General features: G+C 71.7%; 20 protein-coding genes. 14 read left to right on the top strand and 6 right to left on the bottom strand.

Annotated elements, in window-relative coordinates; all coding sequences use genetic code 11:
* Positions 1 to 5 precede the first annotated feature (5 nt).
* The 10 genes from ABLE88_RS06900 to ABLE88_RS06855 all read left to right on the top strand — a co-directional run bounded on the left by ABLE88_RS06900 (position 6) and on the right by ABLE88_RS06855 (position 10,723).
* On the top strand, positions 6 to 1,148 hold the full coding sequence (locus tag ABLE88_RS06900; protein WP_348830696.1) for an NADH:flavin oxidoreductase/NADH oxidase: 1,143 nt from the start codon (positions 6 to 8) through the stop codon (positions 1,146 to 1,148).
* A gap of 10 nt (positions 1,149 to 1,158) precedes the next feature.
* Positions 1,159 to 2,541, top strand: coding sequence for an MmgE/PrpD family protein (locus tag ABLE88_RS06895; RefSeq protein ID WP_348830695.1), 1,383 nt, complete (start codon positions 1,159 to 1,161; stop codon positions 2,539 to 2,541).
* Complete coding sequence (locus ABLE88_RS06890; RefSeq protein ID WP_348830694.1) at positions 2,538 to 4,541, top strand: CaiB/BaiF CoA-transferase family protein; 2,004 nt, start codon at positions 2,538 to 2,540, stop codon at positions 4,539 to 4,541. Before ABLE88_RS06895 ends, ABLE88_RS06890 begins: the two co-directional genes overlap by 4 nt.
* Positions 4,542 to 4,789: 248 nt before the next feature.
* Positions 4,790 to 5,497, top strand: coding sequence for a GntR family transcriptional regulator (locus ABLE88_RS06885; RefSeq protein WP_348830693.1), 708 nt, complete (start codon positions 4,790 to 4,792; stop codon positions 5,495 to 5,497).
* Between the two features lie 50 nt (positions 5,498 to 5,547).
* Complete coding sequence (locus ABLE88_RS06880) at positions 5,548 to 6,504, top strand: tripartite tricarboxylate transporter substrate binding protein (protein WP_348830692.1); 957 nt, start codon at positions 5,548 to 5,550, stop codon at positions 6,502 to 6,504.
* A 1-nt stretch (position 6,505) separates the two neighbouring features.
* Positions 6,506 to 6,940 (top strand): tripartite tricarboxylate transporter TctB family protein, encoded by a 435-nt coding sequence (locus ABLE88_RS06875; protein ID WP_348830691.1) that lies wholly within the window; start codon positions 6,506 to 6,508, stop codon positions 6,938 to 6,940.
* Between the two features lie 37 nt (positions 6,941 to 6,977).
* Positions 6,978 to 8,483: a tripartite tricarboxylate transporter permease gene (locus ABLE88_RS06870; RefSeq protein ID WP_348830690.1), complete on the top strand. Its 1,506-nt coding sequence runs from the start codon at positions 6,978 to 6,980 to the stop codon at positions 8,481 to 8,483.
* A 52-nt stretch (positions 8,484 to 8,535) separates the two neighbouring features.
* Positions 8,536 to 9,651 carry an LVIVD repeat-containing protein gene (locus tag ABLE88_RS06865; protein WP_348830689.1) on the top strand — a complete coding sequence of 372 codons (1,116 nt, stop codon included), beginning with the start codon at positions 8,536 to 8,538 and terminating at the stop codon, positions 9,649 to 9,651.
* A gap of 23 nt (positions 9,652 to 9,674) precedes the next feature.
* Positions 9,675 to 10,409 carry a maleate cis-trans isomerase family protein gene (locus ABLE88_RS06860; RefSeq protein WP_348830688.1) on the top strand — a complete coding sequence of 245 codons (735 nt, stop codon included), beginning with the start codon at positions 9,675 to 9,677 and terminating at the stop codon, positions 10,407 to 10,409.
* Between the two features lie 26 nt (positions 10,410 to 10,435).
* Complete coding sequence (locus ABLE88_RS06855; RefSeq protein WP_348830687.1) at positions 10,436 to 10,723, top strand: hypothetical protein; 288 nt, start codon at positions 10,436 to 10,438, stop codon at positions 10,721 to 10,723.
* A 158-nt stretch (positions 10,724 to 10,881) separates the two neighbouring features.
* Here ABLE88_RS06855 and ABLE88_RS06850 read toward each other — a convergent pair whose 3' ends face one another.
* From ABLE88_RS06850 to ABLE88_RS06840, 3 genes are read right to left on the bottom strand one after another with little or no spacing between them, the layout of a single operon-like run.
* Positions 10,882 to 11,637, bottom strand: a complete 756-nt coding sequence (locus ABLE88_RS06850; RefSeq protein WP_348830686.1) for an SDR family NAD(P)-dependent oxidoreductase — start codon at positions 11,635 to 11,637, stop codon at positions 10,882 to 10,884.
* 48 nt (positions 11,638 to 11,685) lie between these two features.
* A complete protein-coding gene (locus ABLE88_RS06845) occupies positions 11,686 to 13,332 on the bottom strand; it encodes a hydantoinase B/oxoprolinase family protein (RefSeq protein WP_348830685.1) in 1,647 nt (548 codons plus the stop codon).
* A 3-nt stretch (positions 13,333 to 13,335) separates the two neighbouring features.
* Positions 13,336 to 15,462 (bottom strand): hydantoinase/oxoprolinase family protein, encoded by a 2,127-nt coding sequence (locus ABLE88_RS06840; protein ID WP_348830684.1) that lies wholly within the window; start codon positions 15,460 to 15,462, stop codon positions 13,336 to 13,338.
* Positions 15,463 to 15,686: 224 nt separating this feature from the next.
* Here ABLE88_RS06840 and ABLE88_RS06835 point away from each other — a divergent pair, with 224 nt between their 5' ends.
* The 4 genes from ABLE88_RS06835 to ABLE88_RS06820 all read left to right on the top strand — a co-directional run bounded on the left by ABLE88_RS06835 (position 15,687) and on the right by ABLE88_RS06820 (position 18,658).
* A complete protein-coding gene (locus ABLE88_RS06835; RefSeq protein ID WP_348830683.1) occupies positions 15,687 to 16,448 on the top strand; it encodes an IclR family transcriptional regulator in 762 nt (253 codons plus the stop codon).
* 157 nt (positions 16,449 to 16,605) lie between these two features.
* Positions 16,606 to 17,010, top strand: a complete 405-nt coding sequence (locus ABLE88_RS06830) for a rhodanese-like domain-containing protein (protein ID WP_348830682.1) — start codon at positions 16,606 to 16,608, stop codon at positions 17,008 to 17,010.
* 60 nt (positions 17,011 to 17,070) lie between these two features.
* Positions 17,071 to 17,712 (top strand): VOC family protein, encoded by a 642-nt coding sequence (locus ABLE88_RS06825; protein WP_348830681.1) that lies wholly within the window; start codon positions 17,071 to 17,073, stop codon positions 17,710 to 17,712.
* Between the two features lie 115 nt (positions 17,713 to 17,827).
* Positions 17,828 to 18,658: an SAM-dependent methyltransferase gene (locus ABLE88_RS06820; RefSeq protein WP_348830680.1), complete on the top strand. Its 831-nt coding sequence runs from the start codon at positions 17,828 to 17,830 to the stop codon at positions 18,656 to 18,658.
* Positions 18,659 to 18,679: 21 nt separating this feature from the next.
* Here the strand turns inward: ABLE88_RS06820 and ABLE88_RS06815 are convergent, their stop codons facing one another.
* Genes ABLE88_RS06815 through ABLE88_RS06805 form a run of 3 tightly spaced genes read right to left on the bottom strand, consistent with a single transcriptional unit; the run spans position 18,680 to position 22,163 of the window.
* Entirely contained in the window at positions 18,680 to 20,362 is a 1,683-nt protein-coding gene (locus tag ABLE88_RS06815) for a proton-conducting transporter transmembrane domain-containing protein (protein WP_348830679.1), read from the bottom strand.
* Complete coding sequence (locus ABLE88_RS06810) at positions 20,359 to 21,840, bottom strand: complex I subunit 5 family protein (protein ID WP_348830678.1); 1,482 nt, start codon at positions 21,838 to 21,840, stop codon at positions 20,359 to 20,361. The genes ABLE88_RS06815 and ABLE88_RS06810 overlap by 4 nt, the downstream gene beginning before the upstream one ends.
* Positions 21,837 to 22,163 carry an NADH-quinone oxidoreductase subunit K gene (locus ABLE88_RS06805; RefSeq protein ID WP_348830677.1) on the bottom strand — a complete coding sequence of 109 codons (327 nt, stop codon included), beginning with the start codon at positions 22,161 to 22,163 and terminating at the stop codon, positions 21,837 to 21,839. The genes ABLE88_RS06810 and ABLE88_RS06805 overlap by 4 nt, the downstream gene beginning before the upstream one ends.
* Positions 22,164 to 22,182: the final 19 nt, after the last annotated feature.

The following is a 22,182-nucleotide window of genomic DNA, read 5'->3' as shown; positions in this document are numbered from 1 at the left end:
AGGAAATGCCCAAGACCACGCTGTTCTCCCCCTTCACGCTGCGCGACGTCAGCTTCGACAACCGCATCGTCGTCTCGCCCATGGGCCAGTATTCGGCGGACGAGAACGGCTTCGCCACCGCCTGGCACACCATGCATCTCGGCCATCTCGCCGTGTCGGGGGCCGGCCTCGTCTTCACCGAGGCGACGGCGGTGGAGCCGCGCGGGCGGGTGAGCGGGCGCTGCCTCGGCATCTGGTCGGACGCGCATGTGGCCGGCCTGGAGGAGGTGGTGGGCTTCTGCCGCCGGCACGGCGGCGCCAAGCTCGGCATGCAGCTCGCCCATTCCGGCCGCAAGGGCTCGGTGACCGTGCCGTGGGAGAAGCAGCAGGGCATGGAGGACGGGGAGGGCGGCTGGCTCATGGCGAGCCCCTCCGCGGTCCCCTATCCCGGCCGCCCGGTGCCCGAGGCGCTCGACGAAGCGGGCCTTGCCCAGGTGCGCGACGCCTTCGCCCAAGCCGCCCGGCGCGCCGATGCGGTGGGCTTCGACGTGATCGAGATCCACAACGCCCACGGCTATCTGCTGCACTCCTTCCTCTCGCCCCATGCCAATGCGCGCACCGACGCCTATGGCGGCAGCCGCGAGAACCGCATGCGCTTCCCGCTGGAGGTGTTCGAGGCGGTGCGCGCCGCCTGGCCGGAGCGGAAGCCGCTCGGCGTGCGGGTCTCCTCCACCGACTGGACGCCGGACGGCTGGCAGCCGAAGGACACGGTGGCCTTCGCCCGCGAACTGAAGGCGCGCGGCTGCGACTATATCTGCGCCTCCAGCGGCGGCTCCTCGCCGGACCAGAAGATCCCCATCGGCCCCGGCTATCAGGTGCCGTTCGCAGAACTGGTGCGCCGCGAAGCGGACCTTCCCACCATGGCGGTCGGGCTCATCACCAAGCCGCAGCAGGCCGAGGACATCCTGAGCGCGGGGCAGGCGGACTTCGTCGCCCTCGGCCGCGGCATGCTCTACGAGCCGCGCTGGGCCTGGCACGCGGCCGAGCATTTCGGCGAGGAGGTCTATTTCCCGCCCCAGTACGAGCGCTCCCACCCCTCCATGCGCCCCGGCGACTTCCTGAAGCCGTTCCGCGAGCGCATGGCCGAGCCGCAGGCGCAGGCGAGCTGAGGGCGCCGCCATGACGAACCGCACGGACGCCAACCTCACTCTCGCCTTCGCCGAGGAGCTGGCCGCGATCACGCCGGCCACGCTCACGGAGCGCGACCTCGCCCAGCTCGATCTGCTGGTGTTCGACTATTGCGGCGTCGCCTATGGCGGCGCGGCGCGGCCGTGGATCGCGGCGCTGCACCGCTGGGCGGAGCGCTATCGCGGCACCGGGCCGGCGCGCATCGTCGCCAGCGAGCTGGAGACCACGCCCGAGGTGGCGGCGTTCGTGAACGGCGCCGCCGGCCATTCCTTCGAGCTCGACGACACCCACGAAGCCTCCATGAGCCATCCCGGCGCGGTGGTGATCCCCGCCGCGCTCGCGGTGGCGGCCGAGACCGGTGCCGCGGGGCGCGACGTGCTCGCGGCCGTCGCCGCCGGCTACGAGGCCATGGCGCGCATCGGCATCGCCGCCCGCGCCGAACGGGTGATCGCCGCCGGCCATCACCCCACCGCCGTGTTCGGCGTGTTCGGCGCGGCGGTCGCGGCCGGCAAGCTCAAGGGCTTCGCGCCCGAGCAGATCGCCGCCGCCTGGGGCCACGCGCTGTCGCTCTCGGCCGGCTCCATGCAGTTTTCGCAGGAGGTGAGTGGCGCCGAGGTGAAGCGCCTGCATGCCGGCTATGCGGCGCGCGCCGGCGTGCTCGCCGCCGAGGTGGTGGAGGCGGGCATTCCCGGTCCGACCCGCGGCCTCGACGGACGCTACGGCTTCCTCGCGCTCTACGGCCATGAGGCGATCCCCGAGGCGCTGACGCGGATCGGCGCGCGCGGCCTCGCCATCCATGACATGAGCTTCAAGCCCTATGCCTGCTGCAAGCTGCTGCATTCGATGATCGACGGCCTGCGCACCACCACCGGCGGCTTCAAGGCGGCGGACGCCGACATCCGCGCCATCCTGGTGCGCGGGCCGCGCAAGCTCGCCGAGCAGCACATGGTGCGCCGGCCCGACACGCCCATGGCGGCGCAATACAGCCTGCCCTTCACGGTGGGCGCGGCGCTCGCCTTCGGTCCGGAGCGCTACGACGCCTACGAGCCGGACAACCTGGCCGACCCCCGGATCCTCGCCTTTGCCGACCGGGTGGAGGTGGCCCACGACGCGGCGATGGAGGCGGCCTATCCGGAGCATTTCGGCACCGAGGTGGAGGTGACCTTCGCTGACGGCTCGCGCCGCACCGAGCGCGTGCTCGACAGCCTCGGCACGCCGGTCAATCCCATGACCACGCAGGCGCTGCGCCTGAAGGCCCGCGGCCTGATCGGCGAACGGCTGGACGCGGCCGGGTTCGAACGCCTCGCCCAGGAGGTCGCGGCGCTCAGGGGCGCGGCCGGCGTCGGTGCGCTCCAGGCGGCGGTGGCGGCATGACCATCACCACGCCGTTCGCCGACCTCGTGGTGCTGGAATGGGGGCGCCGGACGGCGGTGCGCGCCTGCGGCAGCCTGCTTGCCCAGGTGGGCGCGCGGGTGATCGCGCCCTCGGGCACCGGCGCGGCGGACGGCTTCAGCGCGTTCAAGGAGGGGATCGCCGACACGCCGCAGGCGCGGGAGGCCGCCTTTGCGCGCGCCAACGTGGTGCTGGTCACCTCCGACCGGGCGGACGCGCCGGCGCCGCCGCCGCGGCGCCCGGACCAGATCGTGGTCGACATCACGGTGGACGGCGATCCCGCGCACGGCGACTGGATCGAGCCGTTCCTCCAGGCGGCGACCGGCATCGCCGACATCACCGGCATTGCCGGCGGGCCGCCGGTGATCTGCGGCGCGGCGGTGATCGAGATCCAGACCGGCATGTTCGCCGCCTCCGGCATCCTTGCCGCCTGGCGCATGCGGGCCGCCACCGGCGCCGGGCAGGACCTCGGCCTGCGCCTCCTCGATTGCGGGCTCAACGGCCAGTCCACCTTCCTGCCGCTGGTGTTCGCCGGCCGCACCCCAGGCCGCTCGGGCAACCGCCACCCGATGGCGGTGCCGTGGAACAGCTACCGCGCGGCGGACGGCTGGATCCTCCTGTGCTCGGCCACGGACGAGCACTGGGTGAAGCTCGCCGCGCTGATGGGACGCCCGGAGCTCGCCGGCGCGCCTTACGAGAAGCTCGCCGACCGCATCGCGCTGTGCGATGCCGTCGACCGGGAGGTGGAGGCCTGGACCGCCACGCTGTCGGTGAAGGACTGCGTCGCCGCGCTCAACGGCGCCGGCCTCGCAGCCGGGCCGATCCTCTCCGTCGAGGGGCTGAAGGCGGACGAGAACCTGCGCCTGCGCGGCGCGCTCTCGGGCGGCCCTTCGCCCTGGCCCTTGTCCTTCGTGCGCACCGACTTTTCCGCGCCCGCCGCCGGCCGGCCGGAACCGGCGCTGCCCCGCGCGCGGCCGCTCGACGGCCTGCTGGTGCTGGAGATCGGCCAGTACACCACCGCCCCGCTCGCCGCCAAGCAGCTGGCCCTGCTCGGCGCCGAGGTGTTGAAGGTCGAGCCGCCGGACGGCGAAGCCTCGCGCGCCTGGCCGCCGCACCAGGACGGGCAGGGCTATTTCTTCACCATCAACAACGCCAACAAGCGCAGCCTCCGGCTCGATTTGCGCGCGGCGGCGGACCGCGCCGCCTTCACCGGGCTCCTCTCCCGCGCCGACGTGCTGGTGGAGAATTTGAAGCCGGGCTCGCTGGCGCGGCTCGGCTTCGATCCGGCGGCGCTCGCGGCGCTCAATCCGCGGCTCGTCTATTGCGCCATCTCCGGCTTCGGGCGCACCTCCGCCTATCCCGGCCGGCCGGCCTTCGACACCGTGGTGCAGGCCATGTCGGGCCTCATGGACGTGACCCGCGCGGGCGAGGTTCCGGTGAAGCTCGGCACCTCGGTCGCCGACGTGACCGGCGGCATCGCCGGCCTGTTCGCCATCCTGTGCGCCCTGGAGCAGCGCCGCCGCACCGGGCGCGGCTCTGCCGTCGACCTCGCCATGCAGGACGTGGCGGTGTTCCTCACCCAGACCGCCTGGAACGGCGCGGCGCAGCCACCGCATTGCGTGATCGCCTGCGCCGATGGCCACGTGGTGGCGGGCGCGGACCTTTCGACCTTGGCCGATGCGGCCGCGACCGCCGCCGGCACCACCCGCGCGGCGCTGGTGGCGGCGCTGGCGGCGCGCGGGATCGCCGCCGTGCCGGTGCGCACGCTCACCGAGATCCGCAACGATCCGGCGATCGTGGGCGACGGCGCGGTGGCGCTCTATGAGGGGGCGGACGGCAAGACCTGGCCGCTGTTCCGCTCGCCGTTCCGTTTCTCGGCCGTGCCGCCGGTGCCGCTCTCCGCCATCGGACCGCTGGGCGAGGCAAACGCGGGCCTTGCGGCCCGGTCGGCAGGCGGCGGGACCCGCGGGACCGCCGAATAGGCCGCCGCCGCGTCCAGGCGGGCGCGCCGCCGGCACGGGACGGCTCGTGCAAAACACCGTTCCTGTTTGTGAAACGAAAATCGGTTGTGCGCGCGGCGCCCGCGGCCGCGCGTAACATTGAATACTCAAGGTTTGACACGGAGTTGATACTTTATATCGCACGTAAAACGCGCATAAAAACCTATTGACATAAATTTATGCGTTTTCATACGCTGCTTGCGATGGATGTCGTCATTCCCAAGTACTCGATGATCAAAGCGGTCATCGAGCAGCGTCTCGAACGCGAATACGCGGTGGGAGACCAGCTTCCGACCGACGATGAATTCTGCAAGGAATTCAACGTCAGCGTCATCACCATAAGAACAGCCCTGTCGCTGCTGGCGGACGAGGGGATCATCAGCAGGCACCGGGGGCGCGGAACCTTCTATCGGGGGCCGCGCGTCCAGAGGACCGATGCGAAGCCGAGCCAGCTGCTGCAATCCCTCCTGCGGGATCAGCCCAAGGGCTTCGCCAGGGTCGCGTTCGCCGGGCTCGCCCCGGCGACCCCGCGGGTCGCGCAGACCCTCGGCGTGCCGGCTGGCGCGCCGGTGGTGGCCATCGATCGCGTCGGCTTCTCCGACGGGGCGCCGGTGATCTTCATCTCCGCCTACCTGCCCCGGGGGGTCGGCGACATCGTGCTGGAGAACATCGCTTTGCTCGAGCGCCGCACGCTCGGCGAGGTGGTGAAGGAGGTGGCGGGCATCGAGATCGCGAGCGTGGTGCAGACCATCGCCGCGACCCTCGCCGATCCGCGCTTTGCCCCCCATCTCGGCATCGCGGTCGGGGCACCGGTGCTCGAGGGCGACCGCACCTACATGGACGCGGCCGGCCGTCCGGTGATCCTGAGCCTCGCCTTCTATCCGGCGAACCGCACGCGGTTCGTCGTCAATCTGAGCGGCATCTCGGCGGCAGACTGAGAACCGCTAAGCCTTTCCAGAACCAAGATGTTCCAGACAGAGGGGTCGTCATGCGCAAGATCTTGCTTTCCACCCTCGCGATGCTCGTCGCCGTCGCGGCCCCGGCCGCGGCGCAGGCGCCCGCGGGCGCGGTCACGGTGATCGTTCCCTTCACCGTGGGCGGGCTCAACGACCTCTCCGCCCGCTCGGTGGTGGAGAAGATCAAGGGCCAGTTTCCCGGCGGCATCGCGGTGGTCAACCGCACCGGCGCGGGCGGCTCCATCGGCGTCACCGAGATCGTCCAGGGCAAGCCGGACGGCACCGTCATCGGCCTCTCGCCGACCCCGGCGCTGCTCGACCAGCCGCAGATGAACGCGCTGCCCTACAAGGGCCCGCAGGACTACACGGCGATCGCCAATACCGTCACCTACTACCAGCTGCTGGCAGTGCGCGGCGACGCGCCGTGGAAGGACATCAAGGAGCTGATGGCGGCGGCGAAGGCCGCGCCCGCCAAGCTGCGCTTCGGCTCCTCCGGCATCGGCACCGCCTCCCACCTCAACCTCGCCCAACTCACCGCCGCCTCCGGCATCGATGTGGTGCACGTGCCGTTCTCCGGCTGGGCCGAAGGATCGGCCGCGCTGCTCGGCGGCCATGTGGACACGCTGATCATCAATCCCGGCGAGGGCCGCCAGCTCACCAATGCCGGGCGCGTCCGCGTCCTCGCCGCGTTCCAGCCCGCCCGCAGCCCCTATTACCCGGACGTGCCGACCTTCAAGGAGCTCGGCTACGACATCGGCGTGAACCTGTCCTTCGCCTTCGTCGGCCCCAAGGGCCTGCCGGCGGGTGTCACCGACTTCTATTCCAAGGCCATCCGCACGGCGGTCGAGGACAAGGCGTTCCAGGATTTCGCCAAGGCCCGCGAGATCGAGGTCAACTACATGGACAGCGCCCGGCTCGCGGCGTTCTTCGACAAGGAGTTCAAGGAGCACACGGCGCTGCTCGACAAGCTCGGCCTTTTGAAGAAGTAGCATGGCTACGCGGCTCCTCGGCGCCGGCATCGTCCTCTTCGGCGCCCTCTATCTCGCGTTCGCGATCCAGCTGCCGATGCACACGCTCGCAGGACCGGGCGCCGGCTTCTTCCCTTTGGCCGTGGCGGGACTGCTGCTGCTGAGCGGCATCGTCGCGGTCTTCGCCCGCGGCGCGCAGCTCTCGGTGGAAGCCACCGCGCCCAAGGCCCTCGCCAAGGTGGGGGCGGCGCTCGCGAGCCTGTTCGCCTTCTGCGCCGTGCTGCCTTATCTCGGCTATCTGCTCGCCGCCCTCCTGCTGGCGGTGGCGGCGCTACGCCTGTTCGGCACCTCCTGGCGCGCCAGCCTCATGGTCGGCGCGGCGCTGGCGGCCGCCACCTGGGCGATCTTCGTGCCGCTGCTCGGCCTCTCGCTTCCGGTCGGGAGCCTGTTCTCATGAGCGCCGGCCCCCATCCTCCTACCGAGGGCGCTCCGCCATGGAAATGATCACCGGCCTCGCCCACGGCTTCTCGGTGGCGGCGCTGCCGCCGAACCTGCTCGCCTGCTTCGTCGGCGTGCTGCTGGGCTCGCTCGTGGGCGTGCTGCCGGGCATCGGCCCGAACGCGGGCATGGCGCTGCTGATCCCGCTCACCTTCGCGCTGCCGCCGGAGGCCGCGATCATCATGCTGGCCGGCATCTATTACGGCTCCATGTATGGCGGCTCCACCACCGCGATCCTGCTCAACGTGCCGGGCGAGGCGGCCTCCATCATGACCGCCGTGGACGGCTATCAGATGGCCAAGAAGGGCAGGCCCGGTCCGGCGCTCGCCATCGCCGCCATCGGTTCGTTCGTCGCCGGCACGCTCGGCATCGTCGGCATCATGCTGGTGGGCCCGTGGCTCGCCGAGGTGGCGCTGCGCTTCGGCCCGCCGGAATATTTCGTGCTCGCGGCGGCGGGCCTCGTGTTCCTGTGCGGGCTCTCCCCCAATCCGTTTCACATCGCCTTCATCATGGTGGGGCTGGGGCTCGCCATCTCCACGGTCGGCATCGACCCCATCACCGGCACCCAGCGATTCACCTTCGGCTACACCCAGCTCGCCCAGGGCATCGACCTCGTGCCGGTGATCATGGGCCTCTACGGCATCGCCGAGGTGCTGAGCATGATCGAGGAGGGCGAGCAGAAGGCGCGCATCACCAAGGTGCGCTTCAAGGACCTCGTGCCCTCCTGGCTGGAGGCGAAGCTCTCCGTCTGGCCGATCCTGCGCGGCAGCGGGCTCGGCTTCCTCATCGGCCTCGTGCCGGGGCCGGCGACCGTGGTCTCCTCCTTTCTGTCCTACCGCGTGGAAAAGCGCCTCTCGCGCACCCCGGAGCGGTTCGGCCACGGCGCCATCGAGGGCGTGGCGGGGCCGGAGAGCGCCAACAACGCCGCCACCGCGGGGGCCATGGTGCCCATGTTCTCGCTCGGCATCGCCTTCTCGCCCGCCACCGCCATGCTGCTCGCCGCGCTGGTGATCCATGGCGTGCAGCCGGGGCCGTTGTTCATGGTGACCGCGCCGGACGTGTTCTGGGGCGTCATCGCCAGCATGTATATCGGCAACCTGCTGCTGCTGATCCTCAACCTGCCGCTGGTGCACCTGTTCGTCTCGGTGCTGAAGCTGCCGCAGAACGTGCTCGCGGCCGTGGTGATGATCCTGTGCGTGGTGGGCACCTACTCGCTCAACAACAGCCTGCTCGACATCTGGATCATGGTGATCGCCGGCGCCTTCGGCTACGGGCTGCGCAAGCTCAGGATCGATCCCTCGCCGCTGGTCATCGCCTTGGTGCTCGGGCCGATGATCGAGAAGAGCCTGCGCCAGACCATGTTCCTCGCCAACGGCGAGTGGGGGCTGATCGTGACACGGCCGATCTGCGTCGGCGTGGTGGCGGCGGTGGCGCTGCTGTTCGCCGGCAACGCCTTCTTCAAATGGCGGCGGCGCCTGCCCGTCGGGGCGGCGCTCGACTGAGCCGCCTCATCGTTTCCGACCAACACCAAGACCTGCCCGGAGTGACGTTCAAATGGCTGAGATCAACGGTCTGAAGGTTCTGTCCTATTTCGACTGCCCGGGCGGCGGCCAAGTCTATGTGAAGGGCAATTACTGCTACATCGCCCACATGGACGCGCCGCACGGCACCACCGTCGTCGACATCTCCGACCCGACCAATCCGCGCCAGGTGCACCACATCTCCATCCCGAAGGGGGTGCACTCGCACAAGGTGCGGGTGGAGAACGACATCATGCTGGTGAACTGGGAGTGCCCGCCGCCTTACATTCTCGACGAGAACTTCCAGGGCGGGCTCGCCATCTACGACGTGAAGGATCCCACCAGCCCGAAGCAGATCGCCTTCTGGAAGACCGCCGGCACCGGCGTGCACCGCTTCGACTTCGACGGGCGCTACGCCTACATCACGCCGGAGGTGGAGGGCTATCACCTCAACATCATGATGATCCTGGACCTGGAAGACCCGGCCAACCCGAAGGAGGTGGGCCGCTGGTGGATGCCCGGCCAGTGGGTGGCGGGCGGCGAGACGCCGGACGAAGGCTACCGCATGACCTGGTGCCACCAGGTGCTGCGCCGGGGCAACCGGCTCTACGTGGCCTACTGGCACGCGGGGATGGCGATCCTCGACATCGAGGACATGGCGAAGCCGAAGCTGATCTCGCGCCTGCGCTACAACCCGCCCTTCACCCACCCGACCCACACCGCGCTGCCTCTGCCGTTCAAGGTCGCCGGCCGCGACATCCTGCTTGTGGCGGACGAGGACGTGCGCAAGACCAGGCCCTCGCCGCCGCCCTTCTTGTGGCTGGTGGACATCACCGAGGAGGAATACCCGACCATCGTCTCCACCTACCAGATCGAGGGGCTCCAGGACGTGAACATGCCGGAATTCACCGGCTGCCATCAGCCCGCCGAGCAGGTCTACGGCACCGAGATCCCGGTCGCCTGGTTCGCCTACGGCCTGCGCGTGGTGGACGTGAAAAATCCCCACGCGCCGAAGGAGGTGGCCTCTTTCGTGCCGGACCCGCCGGAGGGCTTCGACCGGCCGGGCACCAACGACGTCTTCCTCACCGAGGCGGGCCTGATGTACGTCATCGACCGCAACCGCGGCATGCACATCCTTCAGCGCGCCTGAGCCCGAAGCGCGAGGAGAGGGCGATGGAGCCGACGCCGCGCAAGTTCGGGGTGCTGTTCCCGCCCGGCAACGTGACCATGGAACGGGAGCTGCCGCCGCTGCTGCCGCCCGCGGTCTCCATGCACTGCAACCGGCTGTCGCGGCCGGATTCCTCGCTCTCGTCCGCCTCGCTGGCCGCCATGGCGCAGTCGGTGGGGCGGGCGGCGCGCGACCTCGCCCAGACCTATCCCGAGATCATCGTCTATGGCTGCACCAGCGGCAGCTTCATCGGCGGCGAGGACGAGGACGAGGCGATCGCCGCCGAGATCGAGCAGGCGACCGGCATTCCCGCGGTCACCACCGCCACCGCCGTGCGCCGCGCGCTGCGGGCTTTGGAGGTGCGCTCGCTCTACATGGTCACGCCCTATCCCGACGAACTGAACCGGGCGGAGACGGTGTTCCTCGCCTTCCACGGCGTCACGGTAATGGGCTGCGACACGTTCGGCTGCGCTTCGAGCGAGGAGATCAGGCGCATCTCCTCCGACGCGGTGGCTGACATGGTGCTGCGGCACGCGGGCGAGATCGGCGCCTGCGACGGGGTGTTCATCAGCTGCACGCAGCTTCTGTCCTGCGACCGCATCGCCGACCTGGAGGCGCGGCTCGGCAAGCCGGTCGTCTCCTCCAACCAGGCCTCGCTCTGGGCGGCGCTCGATCACATGGGGGTGGAGGCCCGCGGGCGCGGCGGCGGGCGCTTGCTCGACCGTCTCGCCGGCCGATAGACTTGAACCCTCACCGGGACCCCGCCATGTGCTGCTTCTATGAATACGAGGACGGCAACAAGTATCGCCCGTTCGTGCCCGCCTCCCACGTGGTGCGCGCGCGCGCCCGGGCGGAGGAGGCGCGCATGCCGGGCGAGACGGTGCCGGAAGCCGCCTGGGAGGCGTTCTTCAGCCCCACCTGCGGGGCGATCCCCTTCGCCCATTTCGAGCGCATGTTCCGGGCCCGGCAGAAGGCCGTGGGCCTCCTCGCCATGACCGCCCCCGCCCGCCGCCCTTTGCGCGCGCCGACGGGCTTCAAGGCGGTGGCGGTGTGAGGGGAGCCGTCGGCGCGCCGCGCCTAACTGCCGTCATGCTCCGGCTTGACCGGAGCATCCATTCCGCCGGTGGGTGACACGGTGACGAAGGGGCCATGGGCCCTCCGATCAAGTCGGAGGGCGACGGCGGGACGGCGGCGAGGGCCGCGCCACCGTCCTCACACCGTGTAGTTCAGCGCCGCGCGGCCGCCGTCGATGAAGATGGTCTCGCCGGTGATGTAGCTCGCCTTGTTGCCGGCCAGGAAGGCCACCGCGTCGGCGATCTCGCTGGGCGCGCCGATGCGCCCCAGCGGAGTGCGCGAGAGCACGCGCTTCATGGCGGCCTCGTCTGAGGCCACCCCGCGCATCATGTCGGTCATGATCGAGCCCGGCGCCACCGCGTTCACGCGGATGCCGTGGGGCGCGAGCGCCAGCGCGCTCGCCCGCGTCACCTGCGCGACGCCGCCCTTGGAGGCGCAATAGGCGGTGATGGCCGGGATCGCCATGATCGAATTGATCGACGACAGGTTCACGATCGATCCCTGCTCCTTGGCCGCCACCATGCGCCGCGCCACCTCCTGGCTCATCAGGAAGGTGCCGACGAGGTTCACGTCCAGCACCTTGCGGAACGCCTCCAGCTCCAGCGTGAGGATGTCGCCGGAAAGGGTGATGCCGGCATTGTTCACCAGCACCGTCACGGTGCCGAAGGCGGCCTCGGCGGCGTCAACGGCCGCCTTCACGTCCTCCGGCTTTGAGACGTCGCAGGCCACCGCCCGCGCCTTGCCACCGAAGGGCGCGGCGGCGGCCGTCGCCGCCTCCAGCTTCACATCGGCGATGGTGACGCACGCGCCCTCGGCGATCAGCGCGGCGACGCAGGCAAGCCCGATGCCCTGCGCGCCGCCGGTGACGAGGGCGGATTGTCCTTCAAGCGTCATGGGTCGGCTCCGGTGCTGGGCCGCCGCGCGGCGGCGGCGATGGGTGCTTCAGCGATAGTCGTGCTCGGCCGCGTCGGGGGAGACATAGCCCGCCTCCACGTCGCCGGCGAGTGCCGCCCCGTCGCGCCCGGCGGGCGGGCCGAAGCCGCCGCCGCCGGGCAGATCGAGCCTGAGGCGCCGGCCGGCGGGCACGTGCTGGCGGCCCTTGCCCTTCAGCTTCGTGCCGTCGTCGAGCGTCACCCGGCCGGGCGCGCCATTGGCGCCGCCGTCGCGGCCGCGGGCGGGGTTGTCCACGCGGTCGAACATGGCGTTGAAGTGGAAGTCGTAGCCCTCCGTCGCGGCGATCTCGATGGTCTGGCCGAGCCCGCCGCGCCGGGTTCCCGCGCCGCCGGAATCGGGGCGCAGCTCCTTGCGCCAGACGACGATCGGGCCGACCTGCTCGGTCGCCTCCACCGACATGGTGTGCACCCCGCTCGGGAAGGCGGTGGCGCTCATGCCGTCGAGGCTGGCGCGCGCGCCGGTGCCGCCGCTGTTGAACATGAGGATCTCGGCGCCCGCCGGCCCCTCCACGTTGGCCCCCGCGAGGCGCCGGGCGCTGATGTGGATGTTCCAGAGCGCGCCCGCGCCCTCCGCCGGGATGCGCTGCGGCAGGCACTTGTGGAGCGCGCCGAGCACCAAATCCGGCACCATGTGGCCGATCACGTGGCGGATCGCCACCGGCGCCGGGTCCTGGGCGTTCAGGATCGAGCCTGGCGGGGCGGTGACCTCGAACGCCTCCAGCGAGGCGGCGTTGTTGGGCACCATGGGAGCGAGCGCGCATTTCAGCCCGTAGCAGGCATAAGCGCGGGTATAGACCAGCGGCACGTTCACGCCGAACGGGCTTTCCGCCGAGGTGCCGGAGAAGTCGGCGCGGATCGCCCCGTCGCCCATTTCGAGCGCCACCTTCAGCGTCACCGGCGCGTCGTAGCCGTCGATGCGCATCTCGTTCTCGAACCGTCCGCGCGGCAGGCTCTTCAGGCAGGCGCTGGTGGCCGCGCGGCTGCGGGCAAAGATGAAGCCGGCGAGCGCCTCCAAATCGTCGAGGCGGAACTCGTCCATGGTGTCCATGAGGCGGCGGTGGCCCACCTCGTTGCAGGCGGCGAGCGAGAAGATGTCGCCGACCGTCTGCTGCGGCGTGCGCACGTTGGCGCGCACGATGCGGATCAACCCCTCGTCCACCGTGCCGCGCGCGGCGAGCTTCATGATGGGGATGCGCAGGCCTTCCTCGAACACCTCGCGCCCGTCCGGCCCGAAGCCGCGCCCGCCGATGTCCACCACATGGGCGGTACAGGCGAAGAAGCCGACGAGCCGTCCGGCGCGGAAGGAGGGGGTGACCACCGTGATGTCGTGCAGGTGGCCGGTGCCCTTCCAGGGGTCGTTGGTGATGTAGACGTCGCCTTCGAAGATGTTGTCGCGGCCGATGTCGGCGATGAAGTGGCCCACCGCCTCGGCCATGGCGTTCACATGGCCCGGCGTGCCGGTGACCGCCTGGGCGAGCATGCGCCCGCCGGCCTCGAAGATGCCGGCGGACAGGTCCCCGGCCTCGCGCACGCTGGTGGAGAAGGCGGTGCGCACCAGTGTCTGCGCCTGCTCCTCCACCACCGCGATCAGGCGGTTCCACAGGATCTGGAAGTCGACCTCGCTCAGCGCGTGCATGGTTCAGACCGCCTCCCGGGCAATGGGGTGGAATGGAGTGTCGCCCGCTCTGGGGCGGCGGTCGAGCCGGAGCGTGCCGTCGGTCTGCATCACCGCCCGGAAGGCGGACGTGACGACGGTGGAGGTCTCCGCCTCGACGATCACCACCGGGCCTTCCGCGACCGCGCCGGGCGCCATGGCGGCGCGGGCCACCACCTGCGCCTCGACGAAGCCGCGCGCGCCGGCATCGAAGATGCGCCGCATGCCTTCGGCGGGGGCCGGCGTGGCGGCCGGCGGGGCGGCCGCGCGCGGCACTTCGGGCTCGGGCGTCGCCGCGCGCACCGACCAGGAGACGATCTCCACCGCCTGGCCCGCGATGACGCGGCCGAACAGGCGCTCGTATTCCTCCTCGAAGCGGGCGCGCAGGAGGCCCGCGCAATCGGCGCCGAAGGGCGCGTCGGGAAGGTCGACGGGGATCTCCCAGCCCTGGCCCACATAGCGCATGAAGGCGCGCAGGGAGAATTGCGGTGCCTCCTCCCCCGCGCCGCGGGCGACGAAGGCCGCGGCCTCGCGCTTCATCTCCGCCACCACCGCCTGGAGCGCCACGGCCTCCGCCTTCTGCAGGGGCAGGTGGCTGGAGCGCACGGTCTCGTAGCCGAACGGCGTCGCCAGGAAGCCGATGGCCGAGCCGACGCCCGCGCCGGGCGGGATCAGCACCGTGTCGACCCCCAGCTTCTCGGCCACCCGGCAGGCGTGGATGGGCGCGCCCCCGCCGAAGGCGATCATGGTGTAGGAGGACAGGTCGCGCCCGTTCTCCACCGCATGGGCGCGGGCGGCGTTGGCCATGTTCTCGTCCACCACCTCGGAGATGCCCACCGCCGCCTGGTCCTGCGGCAGCGCGAGCGGCGCGGCGACGTGTTCGCGCATGGCCTCCGTGGCGCGCGGCACGGACAAAGCGATGGAGCCGCCGGCGAACGCCTCGGGATCGAGCCGGCCGAGCAGGAGGTTGGCGTCGGTGACGGTGGGCTTCGTGCCGCCGCGCCCGTAGGCGGCGGGGCCGGGCTCGGAGCCGGCGCTTTCGGGGCCGACGCGGATCTGGCGCATCACGTCCACATGGGCGATGGAGCCGCCGCCGGCGCCGATCTCCACCATCTCGATCACGGGGATGGAGATGGGCATGCCGCTGCCCTTCTTGAAGCGGTAGGTGCGCGCCACCTCGAAGGTGTCGGCGGCCTTGGGGCGCTGGTCCTCGATCAGGCAGATCTTCGCCGTGGTGCCGCCCATGTCGAAGGACAAGACCCGGTCGAGTCCGTGCGCCGTGCCGTAGCGGGCCGCGAAGATGGCGCCGCCCGCAGGCCCCGATTCCAGCAGTCGCACCGGGAAGCGCGCCGCGTCCTCCACCGACATGAGGCCGCCGCCCGAGTGCATCATGAACACCGGGCAGGAAAGCCCGATCCCGGCGAGGCGCCCGGCGAGGCGCTTGAGGTACCCCTCCACCATGGGCTGCACATAAGCGTTGGCGCACACGGTGTTGAATCGCTCGAACTCGCGCATGCGGGGCGACACCTCGCTCGACAGCGAGACCGCGGCGCCGGGCAGCGCGGCGCGCAGGATCTCGCCGGCGCGCCGCTCGTGGGCGCCGTTGGCGTAGGAATGCAGGAAGCCGACCGCGACGCTCTCATAGCCGCCGTCCCCGAGGCGGGCGGCGAGCGCCTCCACCTCGGCGTCGTCGAGCGGCTTCAGCACCTCGCCGTGGGCGCCCATGCGCTCGGCAAGCGTGAAGCGGTCGGCGCGGGGGATGAGCGGGGCCGGCAGGACCAGGTTGAGGTCGTACTGCTCGAAGCGGTTCTCGCGGCGCATCTCGATCACATCGCGGAAGCCCGCGGTGGTGACGAGGGCGGTGCGCGCGCCGCGCCGGGCGATCAGCGCGTTGGTGACGAGGGTGGTGCCGTGGATGACGCCGCCCACCGCCTGTGGGCCGGCGCCGGCCGCGGCGAGCACGAGGCGGATGCCGTCGAGGATCGCCTGCTCGGGCGCGGCATAGGTGGTGAGGACCTTGCTGGAATAGAGCCTTCCGCCAAGCTCGAACGCGGTGTCGGTGAAGGTGCCGCCAATGTCCACCCCGATCCGCCCGGCAGCCGACTTGGTCATCTCTTCCCCTCGCGTGACGGACGGTTGCGGTGCGCCCGATCTCGGACTCTCAATTCCGAAATCTGGAACAGGTGTTTTGAATTCTGGCATCGATCCCGCCGCGGTGCAAGCGTCGGGAACCTTTCGGGCGGCGCCCCACGCGGTTGCGTCATGTGCACGAATTCCGATATATGGAATCGACGGATCGCATGACGACGCGCCCGGAGGGCCTCAAGGAGCCGCCGATGCCGGAACGACTGGACGCGACCCTCTCCAAGGGCATGCTGGTTCTGGAGGCGCTCTCCTCCTCGCCGCACCCGCTCGGCATCTCCGACCTCGCCGCCCGGCTCGCGCTCAACAAGTCCAACGTCCACCGGCTGGTGCGCACGCTGAAGGCGCTGGAATATCTGGAGCAGGAGCCGGACCGCACCTATCGCTGCACGCTGAAGGTGTGGAAGCTCGGCAACGCGGTCATGGGCCACATGAACCTGCCCGCGCTCGCGGCTCCCGCCATGCACGCATTGGCGCAGCTCTCGGGCGAGACCGTGCACCTTTCCGTCATCGACGGCATCAACGCGCTCTATGTGGAGAAGGTGGACAGCGCGCGCTCGGTGCGCGCCTATTCCGAGCGCGGCGGCTCGGCGCCGCTTCACTGCGTCGCCACCGGCAAGGTGCTGCTGGCGTTCAATTACGAACTGCTGCGCCCGCGCCTGTCGGGCAATCTCTCGCGCCAGACCGCCCGCACCATCACCACCCTGAAGGCGCTCGACAAGGAGATGGAGACGGTGCGCGTGCGCGGCCTCGCCACCAACCTCGCCGAGTATCGCGACGACGTCACCGGCGTCGCCGCTCCGGTGCGCGATCCGGCGGGGCGCGTGATCGCGGCGGTGGGCGTCTCCGGCCCGCTCGCGCGCTTCACCCGACAGCAGATCCGCAAGATCGGCCCGGCGGTCAGGGAGGCCGGTCAGCGCATCTCCGAGGCGGTGGACGCCGGGCGCCCCCTGTGAACGGGGTGGGAGGCGGGCGAGCGGGGCCGGGGGATGATCAGTCCGCCGGCGGGCGCGGGCGCTTGAGCGTGCGGCGCGGGCGTGCCACCATGACGAATAGTGGTTTCACATATTGGAACACAATCGCGCGTCGCCGCGCGGCAAGGAGGATCGCACCATGACCGGCAAGCTGAAGATGGGCGTGAAGGAGCTGCTCGAGGAGGCGCGCGCGACCATCACCGAGATCGAGCCGCAAGAGGCGATCGCGCTCGCCGCCGATCCGCAGTGGCTGGTGGTGGACATCCGCGACGTGCGCGAGCGCCAGCGCGAGGGCTACATCCCCGGCTCCTTCCACGCGCCGCGCGGCATGGTGGAATTCTGGATCGACCCCGAGAGCCCCTATTTCAAGAAGGAGTTCGGCGACGGCAAGAAGCTGCTGTTCCATTGCGCCCTCGACTGGCGCTCGGCGCTCACCGTGCACACGCTCCAGCGCATGGGGGTGGAGAACACCGCCCACATCAAGGGTGGCTTCAAGGCCTGGAAGGAGGCCGGCGGCCCGGTCGCCATCGACCCGCCGCGCTGACCTTTCCCTTCGGCGACCGTTGCCCTACACAGCGGCCGGATACCGAAGCACGGACACACTATGCGGAACGAGATCGATCACGTCACCGTCGGCGCCGCCGACCTCGAGAGCGGCGCCGCCGACATGCGCCGCCTGCTCGGCATCGACATGCCGGCCGGCGGCAAGCATGCCGACATGGGCACCCACAACCGGCTGATGCGCACCACGGACGGCGAGTTCCTGGAGCTGCTCGCCATCGACCCCGAGGCGCCCGCGCCGGGCCGCCCGCGCTGGTTCGGCCTCGACGTGCCTTCGCGCCGGGCGCGGCTCGCGCAGGGGCCGGCGCCGGTGGGCTGGGTGGTGCGCACCGACGACCTCGACGGCGTGGTCGCTTTGAGCCCGGTCGATCTCGGGCCGGTGAAATCCATGGCGCGCGGCACCCGCTCCTGGCGCCTCACGGTCCCCGACGACGGGGTGGGCGCGCTGGGCGGCATCGTGCCGGGCTTCATCCAGTGGGACGGCCCGCCCCATCCCTCGGCCGGCATGGCGCCCTCGGGCCTGGTGCTGGAGGCGGTGATCGTGCGCCATCCCGACCCCGCCGCGGTGGCGGACTTCCTCGCCGCGACGGGCATCGCCGCGCTGGCGGCGGTGGAGGCGGCGGCCAGCCCCGGCCTCGCCTTCGTGCTGCGCAGGCCCGACGGCACCCGCCGCGTGCTGGCCTGAGCCGGCGCGCCGGCGGTGATCCGCGCCCCAGGGCGCCGGCGGCGCGTGCGCGGCCCTTGACGGCGACCGGGCGGGAACGCGAAGTCGGCCGCAGGGCCAGCGGAAGGAACCGGGCATGACCGACGCGGTGGCGCGCCATTACCAGACCGGCGGGGACCTCGTCCGCGCCATCGCCGACGCCCTGCGCACGGCAGGCAAGGATCCTGCCCGGATCACCGCTGCGGACCTGGCCGGGGTGGACGAGTTCCACGTGCGCGGGCGCGCGGCGACTTTGGAGCTCGCCGGTTTCCTGCGGCTCGACGCCGGCTCCCGCCTGCTCGACATCGGCAGCGGCCTCGGCGGCCCGGCGCGCGCCATGGCCGAGGCCTGCGGCTGCCACGTCACCGGCATCGACCTGACGCCGGCCTATTGCGCGGCGGCGACCGCGCTGAGCGCCTGGGTGGGGCTCGCGGACCGTGTGGACTTCAGCGCCGGCGACGCCACGGCCCTGCCGTTCGCCGACGCCGCGTTCGACGCCGCCATGACCATTCATGTCGCCATGAACATCGCCGCCAAGGACCGCATGTATGCCGAGGCGCGGCGGGTGCTGAAGCCGGGCGGGCGGTTCGTGGCCTACGACATCCTCCAGGGGGAGGGCGGCGAGGTGCTCTATCCCGTGCCCTGGGCGCGCACCGCCGCCATCAGCCATCTGGCGACGCCAGGCGCGATGGCGGCGCTGCTCGAGGGGGCCGGGTTCACGCTGCTGGAGACGCACGATTCCACCGCGGCGGGCCAGCTCTGGTTCGAGCGCCTGGCGGCGCGCGGCTCCGGGCGCGCCGCGGCCGACGGCCCGGCGCTCACCCCGGCGCTGCTGCTGGGGGACGACTTCGCCCAGATGGCGCGCAACCAGGTGGCGAACCTGCGCGAGCGGCGCATCCGCACCGTCACCTTCGTCTGCGCCGCCTGACCGCCGCGCATTCCAGGCGCGTCAGGGGAGCGTCGCGGCCGCCGCCACGGCGGCGAGGACAGCGGCCACCCCCATCAGCGCCACGGCGGCCACCGGCCAGCGGCGCAATTGCGCATCGGTCGCCACCGCGAGGCCCATCACCGCTTGTCCGCCCGCCAGCAGCGGGCGCGCGGCCATGAGGATGTCGCCGGCCGGCACCTCCGGCAGCGGCCAGCGGCGCCAGGCGAGGAGAACGGCGATGCCGAGGCCGAGCGCGATCGGCCAGGCGCCCTTCGCCAGCGCATCGGCCGAGACCGCGGCGGCGAGCGGCAGCCCCGTCACCGTGCCGAACAGCACGAACGGCCCGGCGAGCGCCAGCGCGGCGAGCGCCAGCGTCGGCAGGAGGAGGCCGGCGGGCGGCGATTGCTCATCTTTGCCGCTCGCCGCCACCAGCAGCGCGTAGCGCGCCATGAGCAGCGCCGAGCCGGCGGCCGAGAGCGTCAGCAGCATGCCGGCGAGCCCGTCCGGCACGACGAGCTTGATGGCGTATTTGGCGAGCGCGCCGCCGGTGAAGGGCAGGCCCGCGAGGCTGAGGCCGAGCAGGCCGGCGAGCAGCGCCACCCGCCGCGCCTGGGCCGGCGCCGCGGCCATGGCAAGGCCCGCGGCGAGGAACATGGCGCCCTTCAGCAGCATGTGGTTGACCGCGTAGACGGCGGCGATGGGGAAGGCGCCGGGCACGCCCGCGGCCAGAGCCGCGCCGATCACCGCCGCCACCACCCCCATCTGGCTCACGGTGGAATAGGCCAGCGCGCGCTTGGGGTGGGTCTGCGTCACGCCGATGGCGACGCCGTAGAAGGCGGTGAAGAGCCCGGCGGCGGTCAGCGCCTCGCCCCAGCCCGGCAGCGCGATGCCCTCGGGCAGGAAGCGCATGAGGCCGATCACGCCCGCCTTCACCACCACGCCGGAGAGCGCCGCCGAGCCCGGCACCGGCGCCACCGAATGGGCGAGCGGCATCCACACATGCAGCGGGAACAGGCCCATCTTCAAGGTGAAGCCGGCGAGCAGCAGCAGCAGGATCGGCGTCTTCCAGGGCGACGCGGGGAGCGCGGCCACCGCGTCGCGGATCAGCGGGTTGGCCTCGCTCGCGCCGGAGGCGAGCATGACGAAGGCGGCGATCAGGAACGCCTCGCCGAGCACCGTCAAGGCGAGATAGAGGCTGCCGGCGCGGCGCGCCGCGGCGGTGTCGTCGTTGGTGACGAGGCCGAAGGCGGCGAAGCTCACCAAGGCGTAAGCGAGGTAGAAGCTCGCCACGTCCGCCACCAGGAACACGGCGAACGACCCCGCCATGGTGAGCGCCCACCAGGCGGCGAAGGCGCCGCGCGCCTTGTCCTTGCGCAGGTAGGCGCAGGCATAGGCGCCGGCGGCGATCCACAGCAGCGCCGCCCCGCCCAGCAGCAGCGCGCCCGGACCGTCGAGCGCCAAGGTGAGGCGGAACGGGTAGGGCGCCACCAGCACCGACAGGCCGCGCGGCACCGCCACCGCCGCCACCAGCGCCGGCAGCGGCGCGAAGACCAGCAGGCGCGGCACGTGCGCGCGCAGCGCCGGCACCAGCAGCGCGAGCGCGGCGAGCAGCGGCGTCGCGACGGCGAAGAGCAGCAGCGCCTCGGGCGCGCCGGCGACCGCGGTGACGAGGGGCACAGGCGGGGGCAGCAGGGCCTCGTTCACGGGGCGAGCCCCTCCCAGGCGATCGGCCGGCCGATGGACAGGAAGCCGAGCGGCGCCAGCGGCAGGAAGCCGAGCGCCACGGCGCCGCAGGCGAGGGCGAGGGCGATGCCGGCGCGCCAGCCGCATTCGCGCTGCGGCGGCAGGTCGCCGTCCGGGCGCTGCAGCGCCAGCACCACCACGCGCAGCACGTAGGCGCCGGCGAGCAGCCCGCCGGCGAGCACCACGAGCGCGATCCACCACGCCCCCTGATGCAGCGCGGCGGTGAGCAGCATCACCTTGGCGACGAACCCGCCCGCCGGCGGCAGGCCCATGAGCGAGAGCCCGCCGATGCCGAACGCGGCGATGGAGAGCGGCGCGACGCGGGCGGCGCCCCGCAGCCCGGACAGCCGGTCGTGGCCGATCACCTCGGCGAGGAGGCCGGCGGCCATGAACATGGCGGCCTTGGAGAAGGCATGCGAGGCCAGGTGCAGCGTGCCGCCGGTCCAGGCGAGCGCGCTCCAATAGGGCACGGTGCCCGCCACCAGCGGAAACATCAGGCAGAGATAGCCGATCTGCGCGGCAGTGGAATAGGCGATCAGCAGCTTCAATCGCTCCTGCGCCAGCGTCACCACGCCGCAGAACAGGATCGCGCCCGCCCCGCAGGCGGCGAGCAGCGGCGCCGCCGCCTGCGCCATGGGCTCGGGGGCAAGGTCCGCCCACAGGCGCACCAGAAGGAACAGCGGCGCCTTGATCACCACCGCCGAGAGCACCGTGCTCGCCGCCGGCGGCGCGCCGGAATGGGCCGCGGGCAGCCACAGATGGAGCGGGAACAGGGCCGCCTTCGCCATCAGCCCGGCGCTCATGAGCGCGAGCGCGGCGCCGAAGCTCCAGCCGGGCGGCGCCTTGGCGAGGGCGGCCGAGATGTGGGCGAGATCGAGCGTGCCGAAGAGCCCGTAGATCAGCACCGCGCCGAGCAAGTAGAGCACCGAGCCGAACAGCGCGAACAAGAGATAGGTGAGCGCCGCCGAGAGCTGGCCCGGCTTGCCGTCGAGGCACACCAGCGGCACGGCGGCGAAGGTGAGCAGCTCCAGCGCCACGTAGAGGGTGAACAGGTCCTGCGCCGTGAAGGCGAGGTTGAGCGCGCTGGAAAGCGCCAGCAGCAGCATGAAGAAGGCGCCCGGCATGCGGGCCGCCGGCGCGCCGGGCGCGCGCATGGCGTAGAAAGCGGTGAGGGGCAGCACCACCGCGCACATGCCCATCATGGCGGCGGAGAAGCCGTCCGCCCTCAGTCCGATGCCGAGCGGCGGGGCAAGGCCGGCGATGAAATATTCGAGCGCATGGCCGGTGCGCACCACCACGACACCGACGGCGATGGAGACGCCGGAGCCTAGCACCAGGAACAGCAAAGCGGCGCGCTCGCCCGCGCGCGGGCCGAGCAGCAGCAGCGGCACGAGGCCGATCAGCGGCACCGTCAGAGCGAGGACCAGGAGCGCGCTCACGGCGCCTCCCCCCGCTTCTCGCCGTCGTCCTGGTCCGGCGCCGCGCGGGCGGCATCGAGGCGCAGCAGCAGGGCGACGGCGAGCGCGGTGGCGCAGAACGCCACGACGATGCCGGTGATGACCAGGGCCTGCGGCACCGGATCGGCGGCAAGGCCCGCGCCCGCTCCGCGCCGGGCCACCGCGCCGAAGATCAGGAACACGCCGCCGCCGAGGATGTTGAAGCCGAGGATGCGGCCGAGCGCGCCCGCCGCCGTCAGCAGGCCGTAGGTGCCGGCACCGGCGAGCGCCGCGCCCGCGAGGCCGTAGAGCAGCGCATCCGTCATGCCGGCCGCCTCGCGCCGC

The sequence above is a fragment of the Xanthobacter luteus genome (genome assembly GCF_040049235.1).
GTDB lineage: Bacteria > Pseudomonadota > Alphaproteobacteria > Rhizobiales > Xanthobacteraceae > Xanthobacter.
This window is presented reverse-complemented; position numbering and strand designations above follow the sequence as displayed.

Excerpts from the sequence above, each read along its gene's own strand:
- ABLE88_RS06845 (WP_348830685.1), bottom strand. The coding sequence starts at position 13,332 with ATGCACGCGCTGAGCGAGGTCGACTTCCAGATCCTGTGGAACCGCCTG.
- ABLE88_RS06870 (WP_348830690.1), top strand. The coding sequence starts at position 6,978 with ATGGAAATGATCACCGGCCTCGCCCACGGCTTCTCGGTGGCGGCGCTG.
- ABLE88_RS06865 (WP_348830689.1), top strand. The coding sequence starts at position 8,536 with ATGGCTGAGATCAACGGTCTGAAGGTTCTGTCCTATTTCGACTGCCCG.
- ABLE88_RS06890 (WP_348830694.1), top strand. The coding sequence starts at position 2,538 with ATGACCATCACCACGCCGTTCGCCGACCTCGTGGTGCTGGAATGGGGG.
- ABLE88_RS06860 (WP_348830688.1), top strand. The coding sequence starts at position 9,675 with ATGGAGCCGACGCCGCGCAAGTTCGGGGTGCTGTTCCCGCCCGGCAAC.
- ABLE88_RS06835 (WP_348830683.1), top strand. The coding sequence starts at position 15,687 with ATGCCGGAACGACTGGACGCGACCCTCTCCAAGGGCATGCTGGTTCTG.
- ABLE88_RS06830 (WP_348830682.1), top strand. The coding sequence starts at position 16,606 with ATGACCGGCAAGCTGAAGATGGGCGTGAAGGAGCTGCTCGAGGAGGCG.
- ABLE88_RS06855 (WP_348830687.1), top strand. The coding sequence starts at position 10,436 with ATGTGCTGCTTCTATGAATACGAGGACGGCAACAAGTATCGCCCGTTC.
- ABLE88_RS06825 (WP_348830681.1), top strand. The coding sequence starts at position 17,071 with ATGCGGAACGAGATCGATCACGTCACCGTCGGCGCCGCCGACCTCGAG.
- ABLE88_RS06895 (WP_348830695.1), top strand. The coding sequence starts at position 1,159 with ATGACGAACCGCACGGACGCCAACCTCACTCTCGCCTTCGCCGAGGAG.
- ABLE88_RS06875 (WP_348830691.1), top strand. The coding sequence starts at position 6,506 with ATGGCTACGCGGCTCCTCGGCGCCGGCATCGTCCTCTTCGGCGCCCTC.
- ABLE88_RS06805 (WP_348830677.1), bottom strand. The coding sequence starts at position 22,163 with ATGACGGATGCGCTGCTCTACGGCCTCGCGGGCGCGGCGCTCGCCGGT.
- ABLE88_RS06820 (WP_348830680.1), top strand. The coding sequence starts at position 17,828 with ATGACCGACGCGGTGGCGCGCCATTACCAGACCGGCGGGGACCTCGTC.
- ABLE88_RS06880 (WP_348830692.1), top strand. The coding sequence starts at position 5,548 with ATGCGCAAGATCTTGCTTTCCACCCTCGCGATGCTCGTCGCCGTCGCG.
- ABLE88_RS06900 (WP_348830696.1), top strand. The coding sequence starts at position 6 with ATGCCCAAGACCACGCTGTTCTCCCCCTTCACGCTGCGCGACGTCAGC.
- ABLE88_RS06885 (WP_348830693.1), top strand. The coding sequence starts at position 4,790 with ATGATCAAAGCGGTCATCGAGCAGCGTCTCGAACGCGAATACGCGGTG.
- ABLE88_RS06840 (WP_348830684.1), bottom strand. The coding sequence starts at position 15,462 with ATGACCAAGTCGGCTGCCGGGCGGATCGGGGTGGACATTGGCGGCACC.
- ABLE88_RS06850 (WP_348830686.1), bottom strand. The coding sequence starts at position 11,637 with ATGACGCTTGAAGGACAATCCGCCCTCGTCACCGGCGGCGCGCAGGGC.